Below are 14,288 nucleotides of genomic sequence, written 5' to 3'. Positions count from 1 at the left end.
TCAGGTCCGCCCGTCAATCCAGTTCGAGCTTGCGCTCGCGGATCAGCTTGGCCCACTTGTCGTTCTCGCCCTTCACAAAGCCGAAGAATTCCGTGGGTCCCAGAGAATGTACCTCTGAACCTGTGGACGCGAACTTGGCCTTCACCTCCGCCTGTGCCAGAACCTTGGCCAGTTCGGCGGCCAGCTTGTCCACCACCTCCTTGGGCATGCCTGCGGGGCCTACCAGCCCCTGGAAACCGACGGATTCCATGCCGCCGAGCCCAAGTTCAGCGACCGTTGGCACGTCGGGCAACTGCGGGTCGCGGCGCGGGCCCGTCACTGCCAGCGCCTTCAGCTTGCCGCCCTTGACCTGCGGCAGCAGCACCGGCCCTGCATCGATCAGCAACTGCGTCTGTCCGCCGATCAAGTCCTGCACAGCCGGGGCGCTGCCTTTGTAGGGCACATGCGTCACGTCCAGCCCTGTCGCCTGGCTCATCAGCTCGCCATTCAGGTGGGTGGAGGTGCCCGCGCCGCCCGATGCGAAGTTCACCTTACCAGCGTTGGCCTTGGCCCATGCCACCCATTCCTTGAGGTCCTTGGCAGGGTGGTCCGGCCGGGTGACCGCGATGTAGCTGCCCTGGCTGATCTGGCCGATGTAGCTGAACTGCTTGAGCGGGTCGTACGGCATCTTGCGCTGCAAGTACGGTGCGATAGCGAACGGGCCGGTATTGGCCAGCAGCAACGTATAGCCATCGGGCGCGGCCCGGGTCAGCTCGGTCGCCGCCAGCATGCCGCCGGCACCGGGCTTGTAGTCCACCACGATCTGCTGCTTGAGAAGCTCCTGCAGCGGCACCTGCACGGTGCGCGCGGCAAAGTCGATGCCGCCGCCCGGCGGGTACCCCACGATGAGGCGGATGGGCTTGGCCGTGGGCCAGGCCTGCGCCATGGCCAGGGTGGCAGCCCCCAGCAGCAGTGCACTGGTGATGAGTTTTTTCATGCAATGTCTCCTTGTTGTGGTGTGGGAAAACCGGTCTGGCGCGCCGATCAGCCCGCGCCAGTGTGGTGTTGCACGCTATCCACGGGGGTGATGCTGCGCGTGCAGGGACTTGAGCCGCTCGCGCGCCACGTGGGTGTAGATGGTGGTGGTGGAGATATCCGCATGGCCCAGCAGCAGCTGCACCACGCGCAGGTCGGCGCCGTGGTTGAGCAGGTGCGTGGCAAACGCGTGGCGCAGCGTGTGCGGCGACAGCGGCACCGTGATGCCCGCCACCTGCGCCCACTTCTTCACAATGACCCAGAACATCACGCGCGTCATGCCGCTGCCGCGCTGGGTGACGAACAGGTCGTCGGTCTGCTGCCCGCCCAGGATGGCGCTGCGGGCTTCGTTCAGATAGCGCTCCAGCCACGCCCGCGCCTCTTCGCCAAACGGCACCAGGCGCTCCTTGCTGCCCTTGCCCATCACGCGCAGCACGCCTTCGTTCAGGCCGACCTGGTAGGTCTTGAGCGTGACCAGCTCGGTCACGCGCAGGCCGCTGGCGTACATCAGCTCCAGCATGGTGCGGTCGCGCAGGCCCAGGGGGTTGCCCAGGTCGGGCGCGTTCAGCAGCGCCTCCACCTGCGCTTGCGACAGGGTCTTGGGCACACGCAGCGGCTGGCGCGCCGCCTGCAGCCGCACCGTGGGGTCGGCAGTGATGCGCCGCTCGCGCAGCGCCCAGTGAAAGTAGCGGCGTAACACCGTGAGGCGCCGGTTGGCCGAAGTGGCGCGGGTCTGCGCATGGCGGGCGGCAAAATAGGCCTGCAGGTGGTGTTCGGCCGTGTCGTCCAGCGCCAGGGCGGGCTGCTGGTCGGCCAGCCACTGCGCATACAGCGTCAGGTCGCGCCGGTAGGCGGCCAGCGTGTTGCGCGACAGGCCATCTTCCAGCCACAGGGCGTCCACAAAGGTGTCGATGGCGTTCAGACTGGGGGCAAGCATCCAAAAACCATAGCATGCATCGCGGGCATTCGACTCCACGGGCACAAAAAAGCCGCCCGAAGGCGGCTGGGGACGGAGGCGGTGGCTTTTATTCCAGCGTCAGCTTCTGCTTGACGACCACATCCTTGTAGACCGCGAACTCGGCCTTGATCTGCTCGGCAAACTGCTCGGGCGTGTTGCCGATCACGAGCGAGCCCGTGTCTTCGATGCGCTTCTTCACGGCCGGGTCTTCCAGGGCCTTGCGCACACCGGCGTTGATCTTGTCCACCACATCCTTGGGCAGGCCCTTGGGGCCCACGATGCCGTAGTAGGCCATGCGGTTCACCGGCTCCAGGCCCAGTTCCTTGAAGGTGGGCACATTGGGCAGGGCCGCTACGCGCTGGGGCGCTGCCACGACGATGGGCACCAGGCGGTTTTCCTTGATGAAGGGCAGCGCCGAGGGCAGGTTGTCAAAAATCATGGGCACCTGGCCGGCCACGGTGTCGTTCAGGGCCGGGCCCGCGCCGCGGTAGGGGATGTGGGTCACAAAGGTGCCCGAGAGGTTCTTGTACAGCTCCATCTGCAGGTGGCCGATGCCGCCCGTGCCGGACGACGAGTACGAATACTTGCCAGGCGACTTCTTGAGTTCCGCCACAAACGCCTTGTAGTCCTTGGCCGGGAAGCTGGGGTTCACCGCAATGATGTTGGGGGTGGCCGCAATGTTGATGATGGGCGAGAAGTCCGTCAGCGGGTTGTACGGCGTCTTGGGGTTGATGGCGGGGTTGGCTGCGGTGGTGGACACAGTGGCCACGCCCAGCGTGTAGCCGTCGGCCGTGGCACGGGCGAGTTCGGCCGCACCCACAATGCCGCCGCCACCGGCCTTGTTGTCCACGATCACGCTTTGGCCAAGCACGCGGCCCAGGGGCTCGGCGATCACGCGCGCAATGATGTCGGTGGTGCCACCGGGTGCAAAGGGCACCACCAGCCGGATCACCTTGTTGGGGTAGCCTTGTGCGGCAGCCGATCCAGCTGCGGCAGCCAGTACGGTCAGCGCAAGCCATTGACGACGATGCATGGAAATCTCCTTCGTGCGGGGTAACAACAAACAGCGCAGATGGTATGCCCAACGCACGCCAAACCGCCCTGCGGATTCCACATAAGGGCTAACCCTAGAAACAAAGTGGGGGTGGGCAGTCCCCCTGCCCCATTCAGCCTGCCGGGAGCCCCCGGGCAGCTTGCCATGCATCAAGTATTCTCGGTGTGTGAACTACGCCCAACTCCTGCTCCCCGACTTTTCACTCATCTTCCTGGGCTACCTGATCTGCCGGTACACCGCCCTGAACCGCTCGGTCTGGCAGCCGGTGGAGAGCCTGGTGTACTACCTGCTGTTCCCGGTGCTGCTGTTCCAGTCCATCGTCAAAAGCCCGATGGATATTGGCGCGGCGTCGGGGCTGATCGGCGCGGGCATGCTGTCGGGCGTGATCGGCATCGCTCTGGCCTACAGCCTGCCGCACTGGCCCTGGGTGGGCAAGCACATCGATGTGCGCGACCATGCGGCCAGCGCGCAGGTGGCGTTCCGCTTCAACTCCTTCATTGGCCTGGCGATTGCCGAGCGGCTGGCAGGTACCCAGGGCCTGTTGATGATCGCGGTGCTGATCGGCGTGTGTGTGCCGCTATTCAATGTGGCTGCGGTGTGGCCCATGGCCCGGCACGGGCAGCACAGCTTTGCGCGCGAGCTGTTGCGCAACCCGCTGATCATCGCCACCGCCTCGGGGCTGGTGGCCAATCTGCTGGGCTTTCAGATCCCCGAATGGGCAGTGCCCACGGTCAGCCGCATCAGCTCCGCGTCGCTCGCGCTGGGCCTGATGGCGGCCGGCGCGGGGCTGCAGTTTGGTCTGCTCACGCGGGGCAAGACGCTGAGCGTGTCGGTGCTGGCCATCCGCCACCTGGTGCAGCCGCTCGTGGCGTTTGGCATGGCCCGCATGTTCGGGCTCGATGCCGTGCAGACCACGGTGCTGCTGGCGTTTGCAGCCTTGCCCACGGCATCGACCTGCTATGTGCTGGCGGCGCGCATGGGCTACAACGGGCCGTATGTGGCGGGGCTGGTCACGCTGTCTACCTTGCTGGGCATCGTGAGCCTGCCGTTTGCACTGGGGGTGCTGCGATGAGCCGGGGTCTGAACCGCAGGCGGCTGCTCGGCGCCAGCCTGGCCACCGCGTTCGGCCTGGTCGCCTGCGGCCGCAAACCTGCGCGTGCCCAGGCCGTCCCGGCAGGCGCCACGGTCCTGGCGCTGGGCGACTCGCTCACGTCGGGCGTGGGAGCCTCGGCCGACACCGCCTACCCCGCCGAACTGGCGCGCCTGACGGGCTGGAAGGTGGTCAACGGCGGTGTGTCGGGCGACACCTCGGCCCAGGCGCTGGCGCGCCTGCCGGGCCTGCTGCAACAGCACCAGCCCGCGCTGGTCATCGTGGGCATTGGCGGCAATGACTTTTTGCGTCGCCAGAGTGCTGCCACCGCGCGCACCAACATCCTGCGCATCTGCACCGAGGCACGGGACAACGGCGCCCAGGTGCTGCTGGTGGCTGTGCCGGAGCTGTCGCTCATGGCCGCTGCCGGCCGCCTGAGCGACCACCCACTGTACGAGGAAGTTGCCGAAGAGCTGAAGATCCCGCTGCATGCCAAAGGCTGGTCGAGCGTGCTGGCGCAAGAGCGGTTGCGGTCGGACCAGATCCACGCCAATGCTGCCGGATATGCGGAGTTCGCCCAGGGGCTGGTGGGCACCTTGCGGCAGACGGGGCTGCTGGTGCAGTGAGGACCCGGAGCAACGGCGATCACTCCTATTTTGATAGCTACCAAGGTATATTGCACTAGCGCTACCAGGCAATTTCTTCCAAAAACGCCCTCAAGCAGCGTCCAGAGCCCAGGCCACATGCTCCCGCACCAGCGCGCTGGCATCCTCGGCCCGCGACTGCAGCGCAGCGCGCAAGGCCCCATCGCCCGTGGCACGCAGCGCATTGCCCAGTGCCACGGCCACATTGCGCAGCCAGCGCTCATGGCCGATGCGGCGGATGGGGCCGCCCTCGGTCATGCGCAAAAAGGTGGCTTCGTCCCACGCAAACAGGTGCACCAGCTGCTGGCCCGACAGGCCCTTGCGCTCGTCAAAATCCGGCAGGCGGCTGACCTGCGCAAACTTGTTCCAGGGGCAAATCAGCTGGCAGTCGTCGCAGCCATAGATGCGGTTGCCCATCAGCGGGCGCAGCTCCACAGGGATGGGCCCGGCGTGTTCGATGGTGAGGTACGAGATGCAGCGCCGCGCGTCAACGCGGTACGGCGCGACGATGGCCTGTGTGGGGCAGATGTCGATGCACGCGCTGCAGCTGCCGCAGTGCGGGGTGACGGGCTCGCTCTGGGGCAGCGCCATGTCCACATAAATCTCGCCCAGAAAGAACATGGACCCCGCCTCTCGGTTGAGCACCAGCGTGTGCTTGCCGCGCCAGCCCTGGCCGCTGCGCGCGGCCAGCTCGGCCTCCAGCACCGGCGCGGAGTCGGTGAACACGCGGTGGCCAAACGGGCCGATGGCCTCGGCGATGCGGTCGCTGAGCTTTTGCAGACGGGCGCGCAGCACCTTGTGGTAGTCCCGGCCCCGGGCGTAGACGGAGACGATGCCCTCGTGCGGGCGCTGCAGGCGTGAGAGTTCGGCCGCCTGCCAGCCCCCGGGCGCATCCCTGGCGGTATCGCGCGGCAAATAATCCATGCGCGCCGTGATCACACTCACGGTGCCGGGCACCAGTTCGGCCGGGCGCGCGCGCTTCATGCCGTGGGATGCCATGTAATGCATGTCACCATGGAACCCCTGCTCCAGCCAGGCCGCAAGACCCGGCTCGGCCGCAGACAAGTCCACCCCCGCCACGCCGATTTGGGAAAATCCCAGCTCGCGGGCCCACTCCTGCATTTGAGGAACGAGTTGACTGTTGCACCACATACCGGCCAGATTGTAGAAAGCGGCACCGATGCTGCGGCCAAAGCCACGCGCCATTTCACCTGGCACAGCGAGGAAGACACCGCCGCCTTTGCCCAGCGCCTGGCCGCCCAGCCCCTGCTGGCCAACGCCTTCGTGACCCTGCACGGCGACCTGGGCGCGGGCAAGACCACCCTGGTGCGCCACCTGCTGCGCGCGCTGGGCGTGCAGGGCCGCATCAAGAGCCCCACCTACGCGGTGGTGGAGCCCCACGAGGCGCCGGGTCTCTCGATCTGGCACTTCGACTTCTACCGTTTTGACGATCCGCGCGAGTGGGAAGACGCCGGTTTCAGGGACATTTTTGCCAACCCCGGTCTCAAGGTGGCAGAATGGCCGGAAAAGGCCGCAGCGCTTACCCCGCTTGCAGACCTTGCTATCCACATTGAAGCAATGGATGACACCGAAAGGAAGGTCACGCTGCATGCCCCCACCGCCAAGGGGCGCAGCCTGCTGCAAGCTCTCTGAGACACCGTGAACGAACCCACCCTGCCCGACCGCCACGCCGCTTCCCAGCCATCGCGCCGTGCCGTGCTGCGCGCCAGCAGCCTGGTGCTGCTGCTGGGCGCACAGCAGATTGCACGCGGCGCCACCATCGTGGCCGTGCGCGTCTGGCCCGCACCCGAATACTCGCGGGTGACCATCGAGTCCGATGGCGCGCTGGTGGCCAAGCAGTTCTTCGTGACCTCGCCGCCGCGCCTGGCGGTGGACATCGAGGGCATCGACCTGAGCCCCGAGCTGCGCGAACTGGTGGCCAAGGTCAAACCTGACGACCCCAACATCGCGGGCATCCGCGTGGGCCAGAACGCACCGGGGGTGGTGCGCCTGGTGGTGGACCTCAAGCAGCCCGCCATGCCGCAGGTGTTTACCCTGCCACCCGTCGCCGCCTACCGCCACCGGCTGGTGTTTGACCTGTACCCCGCAGCGCCTGTGGACCCGCTGGAGGCACTGATTGCCGAGCGCCTGCGCGATGCCAGCGGCCCGGCCGCCACGCCTGCGCCATCGCCCGCACCGGCCACAGCCCGCGCCGCAGAGCACGACCCGCTGGGCGACCTGATCGCGCAACGCGCCAACGGCCCCGCGCAGTCCGGCACCACAGCCCAACCGCCCGTGGTGGCCGCAGCACCCGCGCCCAGCGCCGCCCCTGCCGCACCCTCAAGACCTGGCAACCGCCCCACAGCCACCGAGACCGACCGCATCATCATCGTGGCACTCGACCCAGGCCACGGGGGCGAAGACCCCGGCGCCATTGGCCCCTCCGGCACCCGCGAAAAAGACGTGGTGCTGCGCGTGGCCCACCTGCTGCGCGACCGCATCAACGCCACCACCGTGGGCGGCAACCCCATGCGCGCCTACCTCACGCGCGACGGCGACTACTTTGTGCCCCTGGGCACCCGCGTGCAAAAGGCCCGGCGCGTGCAGGCCGACCTGTTCGTCTCCATCCATGCCGATGCCTTCACCACGCCCGAGGCGCGCGGCGCCAGCGTGTTTGCGCTGAGCCAGGGCGGGGCCTCTAGCACGGCCGCCCGCTGGCTGGCCAACAAGGAGAATCAGGCCGACCTGGTGGGCGGCATCAACGTGCAGTCCAAGGACCAGCATGTGCAGCGCGCGCTGCTGGACATGAGCACCACCGCGCAGATCAACGACAGCCTCAAGCTCGGCACCGTGCTGCTGGGCGAGATCGGCAACGTGGGCAAGCTGCACAAGCCGCGCGTGGAGCAGGCGGGCTTTGCCGTGCTCAAGGCGCCTGACATCCCGAGCGTGCTGGTCGAAACCGCCTTCATCAGCAACCCCGAAGAAGAAAAGCGCCTGCGCAGCAGCGCCTACCAGGAGCAGCTGGCCGACGCGCTGATGCGCGGCATCACGCGCTACTTTGCCAAGAACCCGCCACTGGCGCGCAGCCGGTCGGTGTAGGCAGGCAGGGACATAGCGCGCGGGACGGCCAGCCCACCTTGCGCGCACTGCCAACTGCAGGCACAGTAGCCTGCATCGGCCGGGCGCGCACCGCGCCTTGGCAAGCAAGGAGAACTGCCATGGCCCTGCCCCACGCCCAATCTGGTCAGATCGTCAGCGTGCGTCCCCTGGGAGCACGACTGGCCGACACCATCACCACCGCCGTCCTCAAAGCCGGCCAGCTCGAAGTCATGCGGGTGGTCCTGCCCGTGGGCAAATCCATGAAAGAACACCAGACGCCCGGCGAGGCCACCGTTCAGTGCATCGAGGGTGTGGTGGAGTTTGCGAGCGACCAGGGCGTGCAGCAGCTGCACCCTGGCGACTTTGTGCACCTGGCACCGCGCGCGCTGCATTCGCTCAAAGCGGTAGAACATGCCTCATTGCTGGTGACGATGTGCCTCAAGCCTGCGGAGAAAACCTGAGGCCTCTTTGGCTGCGTTGGCTTCTTTGCACTCCGGGCCCCGAAGGACTGAGGCGGTGAAGACCGTGCGGCACTGAAGGCGGTCAGCGCCCCAGCCGGAACACGCTCACGATCTCTGACAACCGCGCCGCCTGGTGCTTGAGGCTGTCGGCCGCCGCAGCGCTCTGCTCCACCAGGGCCGCATTCTGCTGGGTGACCTGGTCCAGCTGCATCACCGCCTCGCCCACCTGGCTGATGCCGATGGTCTGCTCGCCCGTGGCGCTGGAGATTTCGCCAATCAGGTCGCTCACCCGCTGCACCTGGGCGACGATGTCTTCCATGCTCTGCCCGGCGTTGCTCACCAGCTGGGTGCCGTTCTCCACCTTCTCCACACTGGCGCTGATCAGGGCCTTGATCTCCTTGGCCGCCTCGGCGCTGCGCTGGGCCAGGCTGCGCACCTCGCTGGCCACCACGGCAAATCCACGGCCCTGCTCGCCGGCACGGGCTGCCTCCACGGCCGCGTTCAGCGCCAGGATGTTGGTCTGGAACGCGATGCCATCAATCACGCTGATGATGTCGGTGATCTTTCGGGACGCGGCCGAAATGTCCTGCATGGTGGTCACCACCTGTCCCACCACCTCGCCGCCCTTGACCGCCGCCTGTGATGCCGAGCCGGCCAGCGTGGCCGCCTTGCGAGCGGTGTCGGCATTGTTCTTCACGGTGCTGGTGATCTCTTCCATGGAGGCGGCCGTTTCCTCCAGGTTGCTGGCCTGCTCCTCCGTGCGCTGGCTCAGGTCGGCATTGCCCATCGCGATCTCGCTGGAGCCCGTGGCAATGCTGTCGCTGCTGTGCCGCACGTCGCCCACGATGCGCACCAGCGAGCTCTGCATGCCCTGCATGGCACGCATCATCTCGGCCACCTCGCCACGCCCTTGCACCTCGATGGGTTGGGACAGGTCACCCTCGCCAATGCGCTGCGCCACCGCGCTCACCGCCCCCAGGGAGCGGCGGATGCGCTGCACCACCACCCACGACAGCACCACCAGCAGCGCCAGCCCTGCCAAACCCGCCACCAGCACGGTCATGCGGTAGGACTGGATGAGCTCTGCCGCCTCGGCCGCCTGCTCGGCCGAGCGGCGCACCTGGTAATCCACCATCTTGTCGGCGACGGCGTTGTACTTGTCCAGCACTGGCGCAAACGTGCCCAGCGCATAGGCCCGCGCCTGGGCCATGTCACCCGCCTTTTTCAGCTCCAGCGACTTGTCCCGCGACTCCAGGTACGACTTGCGGATGGTGGCCAGTTCTTCCTGGATGCGCAGGCCCTCCGGGCTGTTTTCCAGCTCGGTATAGCGCTTTTGCACCTTGCTGGTGTCGGCGGTGGTGGCGGCCACTGCCTCCTTGAAATAGTTCTGGAGGTCATCGCCCTCGGTCTGGGCGATGGAGAACACACGCGTGGAATTGACGGCGATGTTGCTGCGCCAGCGCAGCGCCAGTTGCAGCCGCTCCACCTGCTCGGTGGCCAGCTGATCCACCGTGGCACCCAGGCGCTGCACACGCACCAGGCTCAGCGCCAGGACGACCACCAGCGCCAGCACCGCCACGCCCACAATCAACCCGATCTGCTGCGCCACCGTCAGCTGGGTGCCCACGCCGCCACGGCCGGCTTGCTGGATGTGCTGGGTCATCGCGTGTCCTTGTGTAAGTTTTGTATGACAAGGAAATGATCTGCCTGCGCAACCCGGTTGGCAACAGCGACAGGCGCAGGGAAACCCTTAGTTCCGCCTGTGCCGCCTGTCCTACACCCAGCACCCTTGCCTGCCTACAGCCACCGCGCGGCCGGGCAGCCACAGTAGAGGCACAGGTCGAGCTTCAGCCGCTACCGCGGATTGGGGACCACGGCCTGACTCCACAACCATCAAGGAATCTCGCCATGAACATCCGTCACATTCTTCTTGCGACTACCTGCACTGCGGCCCTGGCACTGGGTGGTTGTGCATCCAACCCCACCAACGCCCAGGTCGGCACTGGCGTCGGCGCCGTGGTCGGCGGCGTTGCCGGTAACGCCATCTTCGGCGGCCCTGTGGGCACCATCGGCGGTGCCGCTGCCGGCGCCCTCATCGGCCATGAAGTGGGCGAAGACCGCGACCAACGCCGCCCTTACCGCCGTTAAGCCTCTGGGACTTCCCTCCCCGCCCAGAGCGTTGATCTGGGCATAAAAAGAGCGGAAGGCGCATGTAAATCATGCGCCTTCCGCTCTTTTATTTGTAGCAAATTCGCTGTCTGTCAGGCTGTGCGGGCCTGGCGCCCGGCGCGCCAGGCGCCAAAGATGGCGATCAGGCCCGGCACAAAAATCATCGCCCAGATGATCTTGTCCAGGTTCTCCTTGACCCACGCAAAGTTGCCGAAGAAGTACCCGGCCGTGGCAATGCCCAGCACCCACAGCAGCGCCCCGCCCACGTTGTAGGCGGTGAACTTGGCGCGATTCATTTCCGCCACGCCTGCCACGAAGGGCGCAAACGTGCGGATGAAGGGCATGAAACGCGCGATCACGATGGTGATGCCACCGTAGCGCTCGTAAAACTCGTGCGCCTGGTTGAACGCCCGGCGGTTGAACCAGCGCGAATCCTCCCACTGGAACACCTTGGGGCCAAAGTAGCGACCGATGGAGTAGTTGCACTGGTCGCCCAAGATGGCCGCCGCCAGCAGCACCGCGCACGCCAGCGGAAAGCTCATCATGCCGGCACCACACAGCGCGCCCACGATGAACAGCAGCGAGTCGCCCGGCAAGAACGGCATCACCACCAGGCCTGTCTCGACAAACACAATGGCAAACAGCAGGGCGTACACCCACATGCCATAGGCCTGCACAAACGCCTCCAGATACTTGTCCACATGCAGGATGAAGTCGATGAGAAAAGTGACAAGTTCCATGAAAAGGCGGGCCTGGGCGCGGCGCGGAAAAAAGGTGGGCGCATTATCCCCATCACGCCCCACCTCAGCCCGATACCCCTGCGCAGCCCCCGCCCTAAAATCCGGTGGGTGAACGACACCACCCCCTTCCTCGCAGCGGCGCAGCCCGCCTCCAGCCCCCCCACCACCACGCGCCGCCCCATCCGCGATCTGCCCGATGAACTCATCAGCCAGATCGCTGCAGGTGAAGTGGTGGAGCGCCCCGCTTCGGTGGTGCGCGAGCTGGTAGACAACGCGCTGGACGCGGGAGCCACGCAAATCACTGTGCGCCTGTCGGCAGGCGGGGTGCGGCTGATCACGGTGGAAGACGATGGTGGTGGCATTCCGCAAGAAGAGCTGCCCGTGGCCCTGCGCCGCCACGCCACCAGCAAGATCACCAACCTGAACGACCTGGAGACCGTGGCCACCATGGGCTTTCGGGGCGAGGCGCTGGCGGCGATTGCGTCGGTATCGGAGATGGCCCTGCTCTCGCGCCCGGCGGCCCAGGCCAGCGCCTTCTTGCTGGACGCACGCAGCGGCGAGCTGCGCCCCGCCGCACGCAGCACCGGCACCACGGTGGAGGTGAAGGAACTGTTCTTCTCCACCCCCGCGCGCCGCAAGTTCTTGAAGACCGACGCCACCGAGCTGGCGCACTGCATTGAATCGGTGCGCCGCCACGCGCTGGCGCGGCCCGATGTGGGCTTTGCCATCTGGCACGAGGGTAAGCTGGTGGAGCAGTGGCGCGCCACCTTCGTGCCCGGCCAGAGCGATGTACAGGACGCCCATGACGCGCTGGCACGCCGCCTGTCGGATGTGCTGGGCGAAGACTTTGTCACCCAGTCGGTTGCTGTGCAGCACCGCGTGGGGCCTGTCACCGTCACCGGCCGCGCAGGGCTGCCCGACGCTGCCCGCTCGCGGCCCGACCACCAGTACTGCTACGTCAATGGCCGCTTTGTGCGCGACAAGGTCCTCACCCACGCGGCCCGCAGCGCCTACGAAGACGTGCTGCACGGCCACAAGCAGCCCATCTACGCGCTGTATGTGGAGATCGACCCGGCGCGTGTGGACGTGAACGTGCACCCCACCAAGATCGAGGTGCGCTTTCGCGACAGCCGCGAGGTGCACCAGGCCGTACGCCATGCGGTAGAGAACGCGCTGGCTGCGCCCCGGGCCGCCGCACTGGCAGCTGCAGCTGCAGCGGCGGCGCCCAGCCCCTCCACAGCCGGTGATGCGGAGCATTTCAAGCCCCAGGCGCCCCAAACGCCGGTGTGGAAAGCCCAGGCCGCTATCAAATTTGAAGAAAGGGGCCACCGCGTGGAGGATCTGGCGGCCTTGTGGGCGCCGCGCGGTGCGCCCTCCGCCAACCCGATGGCAGAGCCAGCGTCTGGTGCGGCGGTGGGTGGGCTGTGGGCGCCCTCGGCCCAGGCCGGTGCGAGCGCAACATCCTCCGGACCCACAACGCCCGCAATACCCGATGCATCTGGCGCTCCTGCCACGGGGTGGGACGGCGCGCAGCCTGCAGAGGTAGCGGCGCCCTCTGCAGCATCCACGACCGCCCCCCTTGCCAACAACCCGTCCACAGCCTGGCCCGTGGGCCGCGATGGCCAGGAAACCGCCTGGCCCCTGGGCAAGGCCGTGGCACAGTTGCACGGTGTGTACATCCTGGCCGAAAACGCCCAGGGCATGGTGGTGGTGGACATGCATGCCGCCCACGAGCGCATCGTCTACGAGCGCCTGAAGGCCCAGGTGGACAGCGGCGCGCGCATTGCGAGCCAGCCCTTGCTGATCCCTGCCACCTTCGCCGCCACGCCGCAGGAAGTCGCCACGGCCGAAGAGTCTGCCGAAGTGCTGGCCACGCTGGGACTTGAGGTGGTGCCCTTCTCCCCCAAGACGCTGGCCGTGCGCGCCGTGCCCACCACGTTGGCGCAGGGCGACCCGGTGGAGCTGGCTCGCAGCGTGCTGGCCGAACTGGCCGCACACGACGCCACCACCGTGGTGCAGCGCGCCCGCAATGAAATCCTGGGCACCATGGCCTGCCACGGCGCAGTGCGGGCCAACCGCAAGCTCACCATCGATGAGATGAACGCCTTGCTGCGCCAGATGGAAACCACCGACCGCTCCGATCAGTGCAACCATGGCCGCCCCACCTGGCGGCAGCTGAGCATGAAGGAGCTGGACGCGCTGTTCCTGCGTGGACGGTAGCGGCGGGCACCACCCCGCCCGCGACATAGCCAGAGCCCTCTCCTCCAGCCATTGCCATCGCCCTCCATGACCCCTCGTTGCAGCACCACCGCCCCTACACCCGCCCTGAACCTGCTGGCGGCCACCACCGCCCTGTGCCTGGCCTGGCCCGCCCACGCCGGGCGCCCCCTGTCCGTGGACGATGCGGGCGTGGACGAGGTGGGCCAGGGTCACGTCGAAGTGTGGTGGGAGGGCCAGCGCGGCCAGCCCGGCACGGTGTCCATGGCCCCTGCGTTCACCCCCATGGCTGGACTGGAGCTGGGCGCCGTGTTGGCACGTGACCGCAACGAGCGCCATACCCTGCAAGGCCTGCAGGCCAAGTGGCTGTGGAGCCCCGCGCAAGAACAAGGCTGCAATGCAGGCAGCAGCGCTGGCGTCGTGCACCGACGCCAAGGTGCCGGGCAGAGCGCAGGCAGCGTGGTCGCGCTCAATCTCATCGGCACCTGCGCCGCGACCTGGGGCGTGGTCAATGCCAACCTGGGCAGCCAGCGCGAGCGCGGCCAGTCCTGGCGCGCCACCTGGGGCGCCTCGGTGGAACGCAGCTGGGGCGCCATCACGCCGCACCTGGAAGCCTTTGGCACCCAGCACAGCGCCCCGACGTTCCAGACCGGCGCCCGGTGGGAGTGGGCGCCCGGCAGGCAGCTCGACGCCACCATAGGCCGACAGCAGGGGCGCACCTTGCTCAGCGTGGGGTTTGCGCTGGGGTTCTGACCCCGCACCACACCGTCGCATGAAAAAAGCCCGCCGAAGCGGGCTTTTTGACGGGTGCGCAGAACGCTACTTGGTAACGCGAAGCTACC

At 67.1% G+C, this 14,288-nt stretch carries 14 protein-coding genes; 8 read left to right on the top strand and 6 right to left on the bottom strand.

The window, feature by feature from the left end:
- Positions 1-13 precede the first annotated feature (13 nt).
- The 3 genes from C8C95_RS17225 to C8C95_RS17215 form a co-directional block, all read right to left on the bottom strand.
- Positions 14-976: a tripartite tricarboxylate transporter substrate binding protein gene (locus C8C95_RS17225; protein WP_056061664.1), complete on the bottom strand. Its 963-nt coding sequence runs from the start codon at positions 974-976 to the stop codon at positions 14-16.
- A gap of 75 nt (positions 977-1,051) precedes the next feature.
- Positions 1,052-1,951 (bottom strand): site-specific tyrosine recombinase XerD, encoded by a 900-nt coding sequence (gene xerD, locus C8C95_RS17220; RefSeq protein ID WP_116749375.1) that lies wholly within the window; start codon positions 1,949-1,951, stop codon positions 1,052-1,054.
- A gap of 88 nt (positions 1,952-2,039) precedes the next feature.
- Positions 2,040-3,005: a tripartite tricarboxylate transporter substrate binding protein BugE gene (locus C8C95_RS17215; RefSeq protein ID WP_056061659.1), complete on the bottom strand. Its 966-nt coding sequence runs from the start codon at positions 3,003-3,005 to the stop codon at positions 2,040-2,042.
- A 187-nt stretch (positions 3,006-3,192) separates the two neighbouring features.
- Here C8C95_RS17215 and C8C95_RS17210 point away from each other — a divergent pair, with 187 nt between their 5' ends.
- Entirely contained in the window at positions 3,193-4,098 is a 906-nt protein-coding gene (locus tag C8C95_RS17210; protein ID WP_116749374.1) for an AEC family transporter, read from the top strand.
- Positions 4,095-4,742 carry a GDSL-type esterase/lipase family protein gene (locus tag C8C95_RS17205; RefSeq protein ID WP_116749373.1) on the top strand — a complete coding sequence of 216 codons (648 nt, stop codon included), beginning with the start codon at positions 4,095-4,097 and terminating at the stop codon, positions 4,740-4,742. The genes C8C95_RS17210 and C8C95_RS17205 overlap by 4 nt, the downstream gene beginning before the upstream one ends.
- Before the next feature lie 90 nt (positions 4,743-4,832).
- On the opposite strand, the gene queG is transcribed toward C8C95_RS17205, so the two are convergent.
- Positions 4,833-5,882 (bottom strand): tRNA epoxyqueuosine(34) reductase QueG, encoded by a 1,050-nt coding sequence (gene queG / locus C8C95_RS17200; RefSeq protein ID WP_116749372.1) that lies wholly within the window; start codon positions 5,880-5,882, stop codon positions 4,833-4,835.
- A 12-nt stretch (positions 5,883-5,894) separates the two neighbouring features.
- Here queG and tsaE point away from each other — a divergent pair, with 12 nt between their 5' ends.
- From tsaE to C8C95_RS17185, 3 genes are all read left to right on the top strand, one after another.
- Positions 5,895-6,413, top strand: a complete 519-nt coding sequence (tsaE, locus tag C8C95_RS17195; RefSeq protein ID WP_116749371.1) for a tRNA (adenosine(37)-N6)-threonylcarbamoyltransferase complex ATPase subunit type 1 TsaE — start codon at positions 5,895-5,897, stop codon at positions 6,411-6,413.
- A gap of 6 nt (positions 6,414-6,419) precedes the next feature.
- Positions 6,420-7,859 (top strand): N-acetylmuramoyl-L-alanine amidase, encoded by a 1,440-nt coding sequence (locus C8C95_RS17190; RefSeq protein WP_056743447.1) that lies wholly within the window; start codon positions 6,420-6,422, stop codon positions 7,857-7,859.
- A 119-nt stretch (positions 7,860-7,978) separates the two neighbouring features.
- Entirely contained in the window at positions 7,979-8,320 is a 342-nt protein-coding gene (locus C8C95_RS17185; RefSeq protein ID WP_116749370.1) for a cupin domain-containing protein, read from the top strand.
- 82 nt (positions 8,321-8,402) lie between these two features.
- On the opposite strand, the gene C8C95_RS17180 is transcribed toward C8C95_RS17185, so the two are convergent.
- The gene (locus C8C95_RS17180) at positions 8,403-9,983 is read right to left on the bottom strand and encodes a methyl-accepting chemotaxis protein (RefSeq protein ID WP_116749369.1); all 1,581 of its coding nucleotides are present in this window, start codon (positions 9,981-9,983) and stop codon (positions 8,403-8,405) included.
- Between the two features lie 245 nt (positions 9,984-10,228).
- Here C8C95_RS17180 and C8C95_RS17175 point away from each other — a divergent pair, with 245 nt between their 5' ends.
- Positions 10,229-10,468 (top strand): glycine zipper 2TM domain-containing protein, encoded by a 240-nt coding sequence (locus C8C95_RS17175; protein WP_056061634.1) that lies wholly within the window; start codon positions 10,229-10,231, stop codon positions 10,466-10,468.
- A gap of 113 nt (positions 10,469-10,581) precedes the next feature.
- On the opposite strand, the gene C8C95_RS17170 is transcribed toward C8C95_RS17175, so the two are convergent.
- Positions 10,582-11,229, bottom strand: a complete 648-nt coding sequence (locus C8C95_RS17170) for a DedA family protein (protein ID WP_056061629.1) — start codon at positions 11,227-11,229, stop codon at positions 10,582-10,584.
- A gap of 108 nt (positions 11,230-11,337) precedes the next feature.
- Here C8C95_RS17170 and mutL point away from each other — a divergent pair, with 108 nt between their 5' ends.
- Positions 11,338-13,449: a DNA mismatch repair endonuclease MutL gene (mutL, locus tag C8C95_RS17165; protein ID WP_207780615.1), complete on the top strand. Its 2,112-nt coding sequence runs from the start codon at positions 11,338-11,340 to the stop codon at positions 13,447-13,449.
- Positions 13,450-13,515: 66 nt separating this feature from the next.
- Positions 13,516-14,199, top strand: a complete 684-nt coding sequence (locus tag C8C95_RS17160; protein ID WP_116749368.1) for a hypothetical protein — start codon at positions 13,516-13,518, stop codon at positions 14,197-14,199.
- Positions 14,200-14,288: the final 89 nt, after the last annotated feature.

Source organism: Acidovorax sp. 99, assembly GCF_003096455.1.
GTDB lineage: Bacteria > Pseudomonadota > Gammaproteobacteria > Burkholderiales > Burkholderiaceae_C > Acidovorax > Acidovorax delafieldii.
Note: the sequence above shows the minus strand (reverse complement) of the source record. Positions and strands in the feature narration are given on the sequence as shown.

Excerpts from the sequence above, each read along its gene's own strand:
- C8C95_RS17215 (WP_056061659.1), bottom strand. The coding sequence starts at position 3,005 with ATGCATCGTCGTCAATGGCTTGCGCTGACCGTACTGGCTGCCGCAGCT.
- xerD (WP_116749375.1), bottom strand. The coding sequence starts at position 1,951 with ATGCTTGCCCCCAGTCTGAACGCCATCGACACCTTTGTGGACGCCCTG.
- C8C95_RS17225 (WP_056061664.1), bottom strand. The coding sequence starts at position 976 with ATGAAAAAACTCATCACCAGTGCACTGCTGCTGGGGGCTGCCACCCTG.
- C8C95_RS17175 (WP_056061634.1), top strand. The coding sequence starts at position 10,229 with ATGAACATCCGTCACATTCTTCTTGCGACTACCTGCACTGCGGCCCTG.
- C8C95_RS17180 (WP_116749369.1), bottom strand. The coding sequence starts at position 9,983 with ATGACCCAGCACATCCAGCAAGCCGGCCGTGGCGGCGTGGGCACCCAG.
- C8C95_RS17185 (WP_116749370.1), top strand. The coding sequence starts at position 7,979 with ATGGCCCTGCCCCACGCCCAATCTGGTCAGATCGTCAGCGTGCGTCCC.
- queG (WP_116749372.1), bottom strand. The coding sequence starts at position 5,882 with ATGCAGGAGTGGGCCCGCGAGCTGGGATTTTCCCAAATCGGCGTGGCG.
- C8C95_RS17170 (WP_056061629.1), bottom strand. The coding sequence starts at position 11,229 with ATGGAACTTGTCACTTTTCTCATCGACTTCATCCTGCATGTGGACAAG.
- C8C95_RS17160 (WP_116749368.1), top strand. The coding sequence starts at position 13,516 with ATGACCCCTCGTTGCAGCACCACCGCCCCTACACCCGCCCTGAACCTG.
- C8C95_RS17205 (WP_116749373.1), top strand. The coding sequence starts at position 4,095 with ATGAGCCGGGGTCTGAACCGCAGGCGGCTGCTCGGCGCCAGCCTGGCC.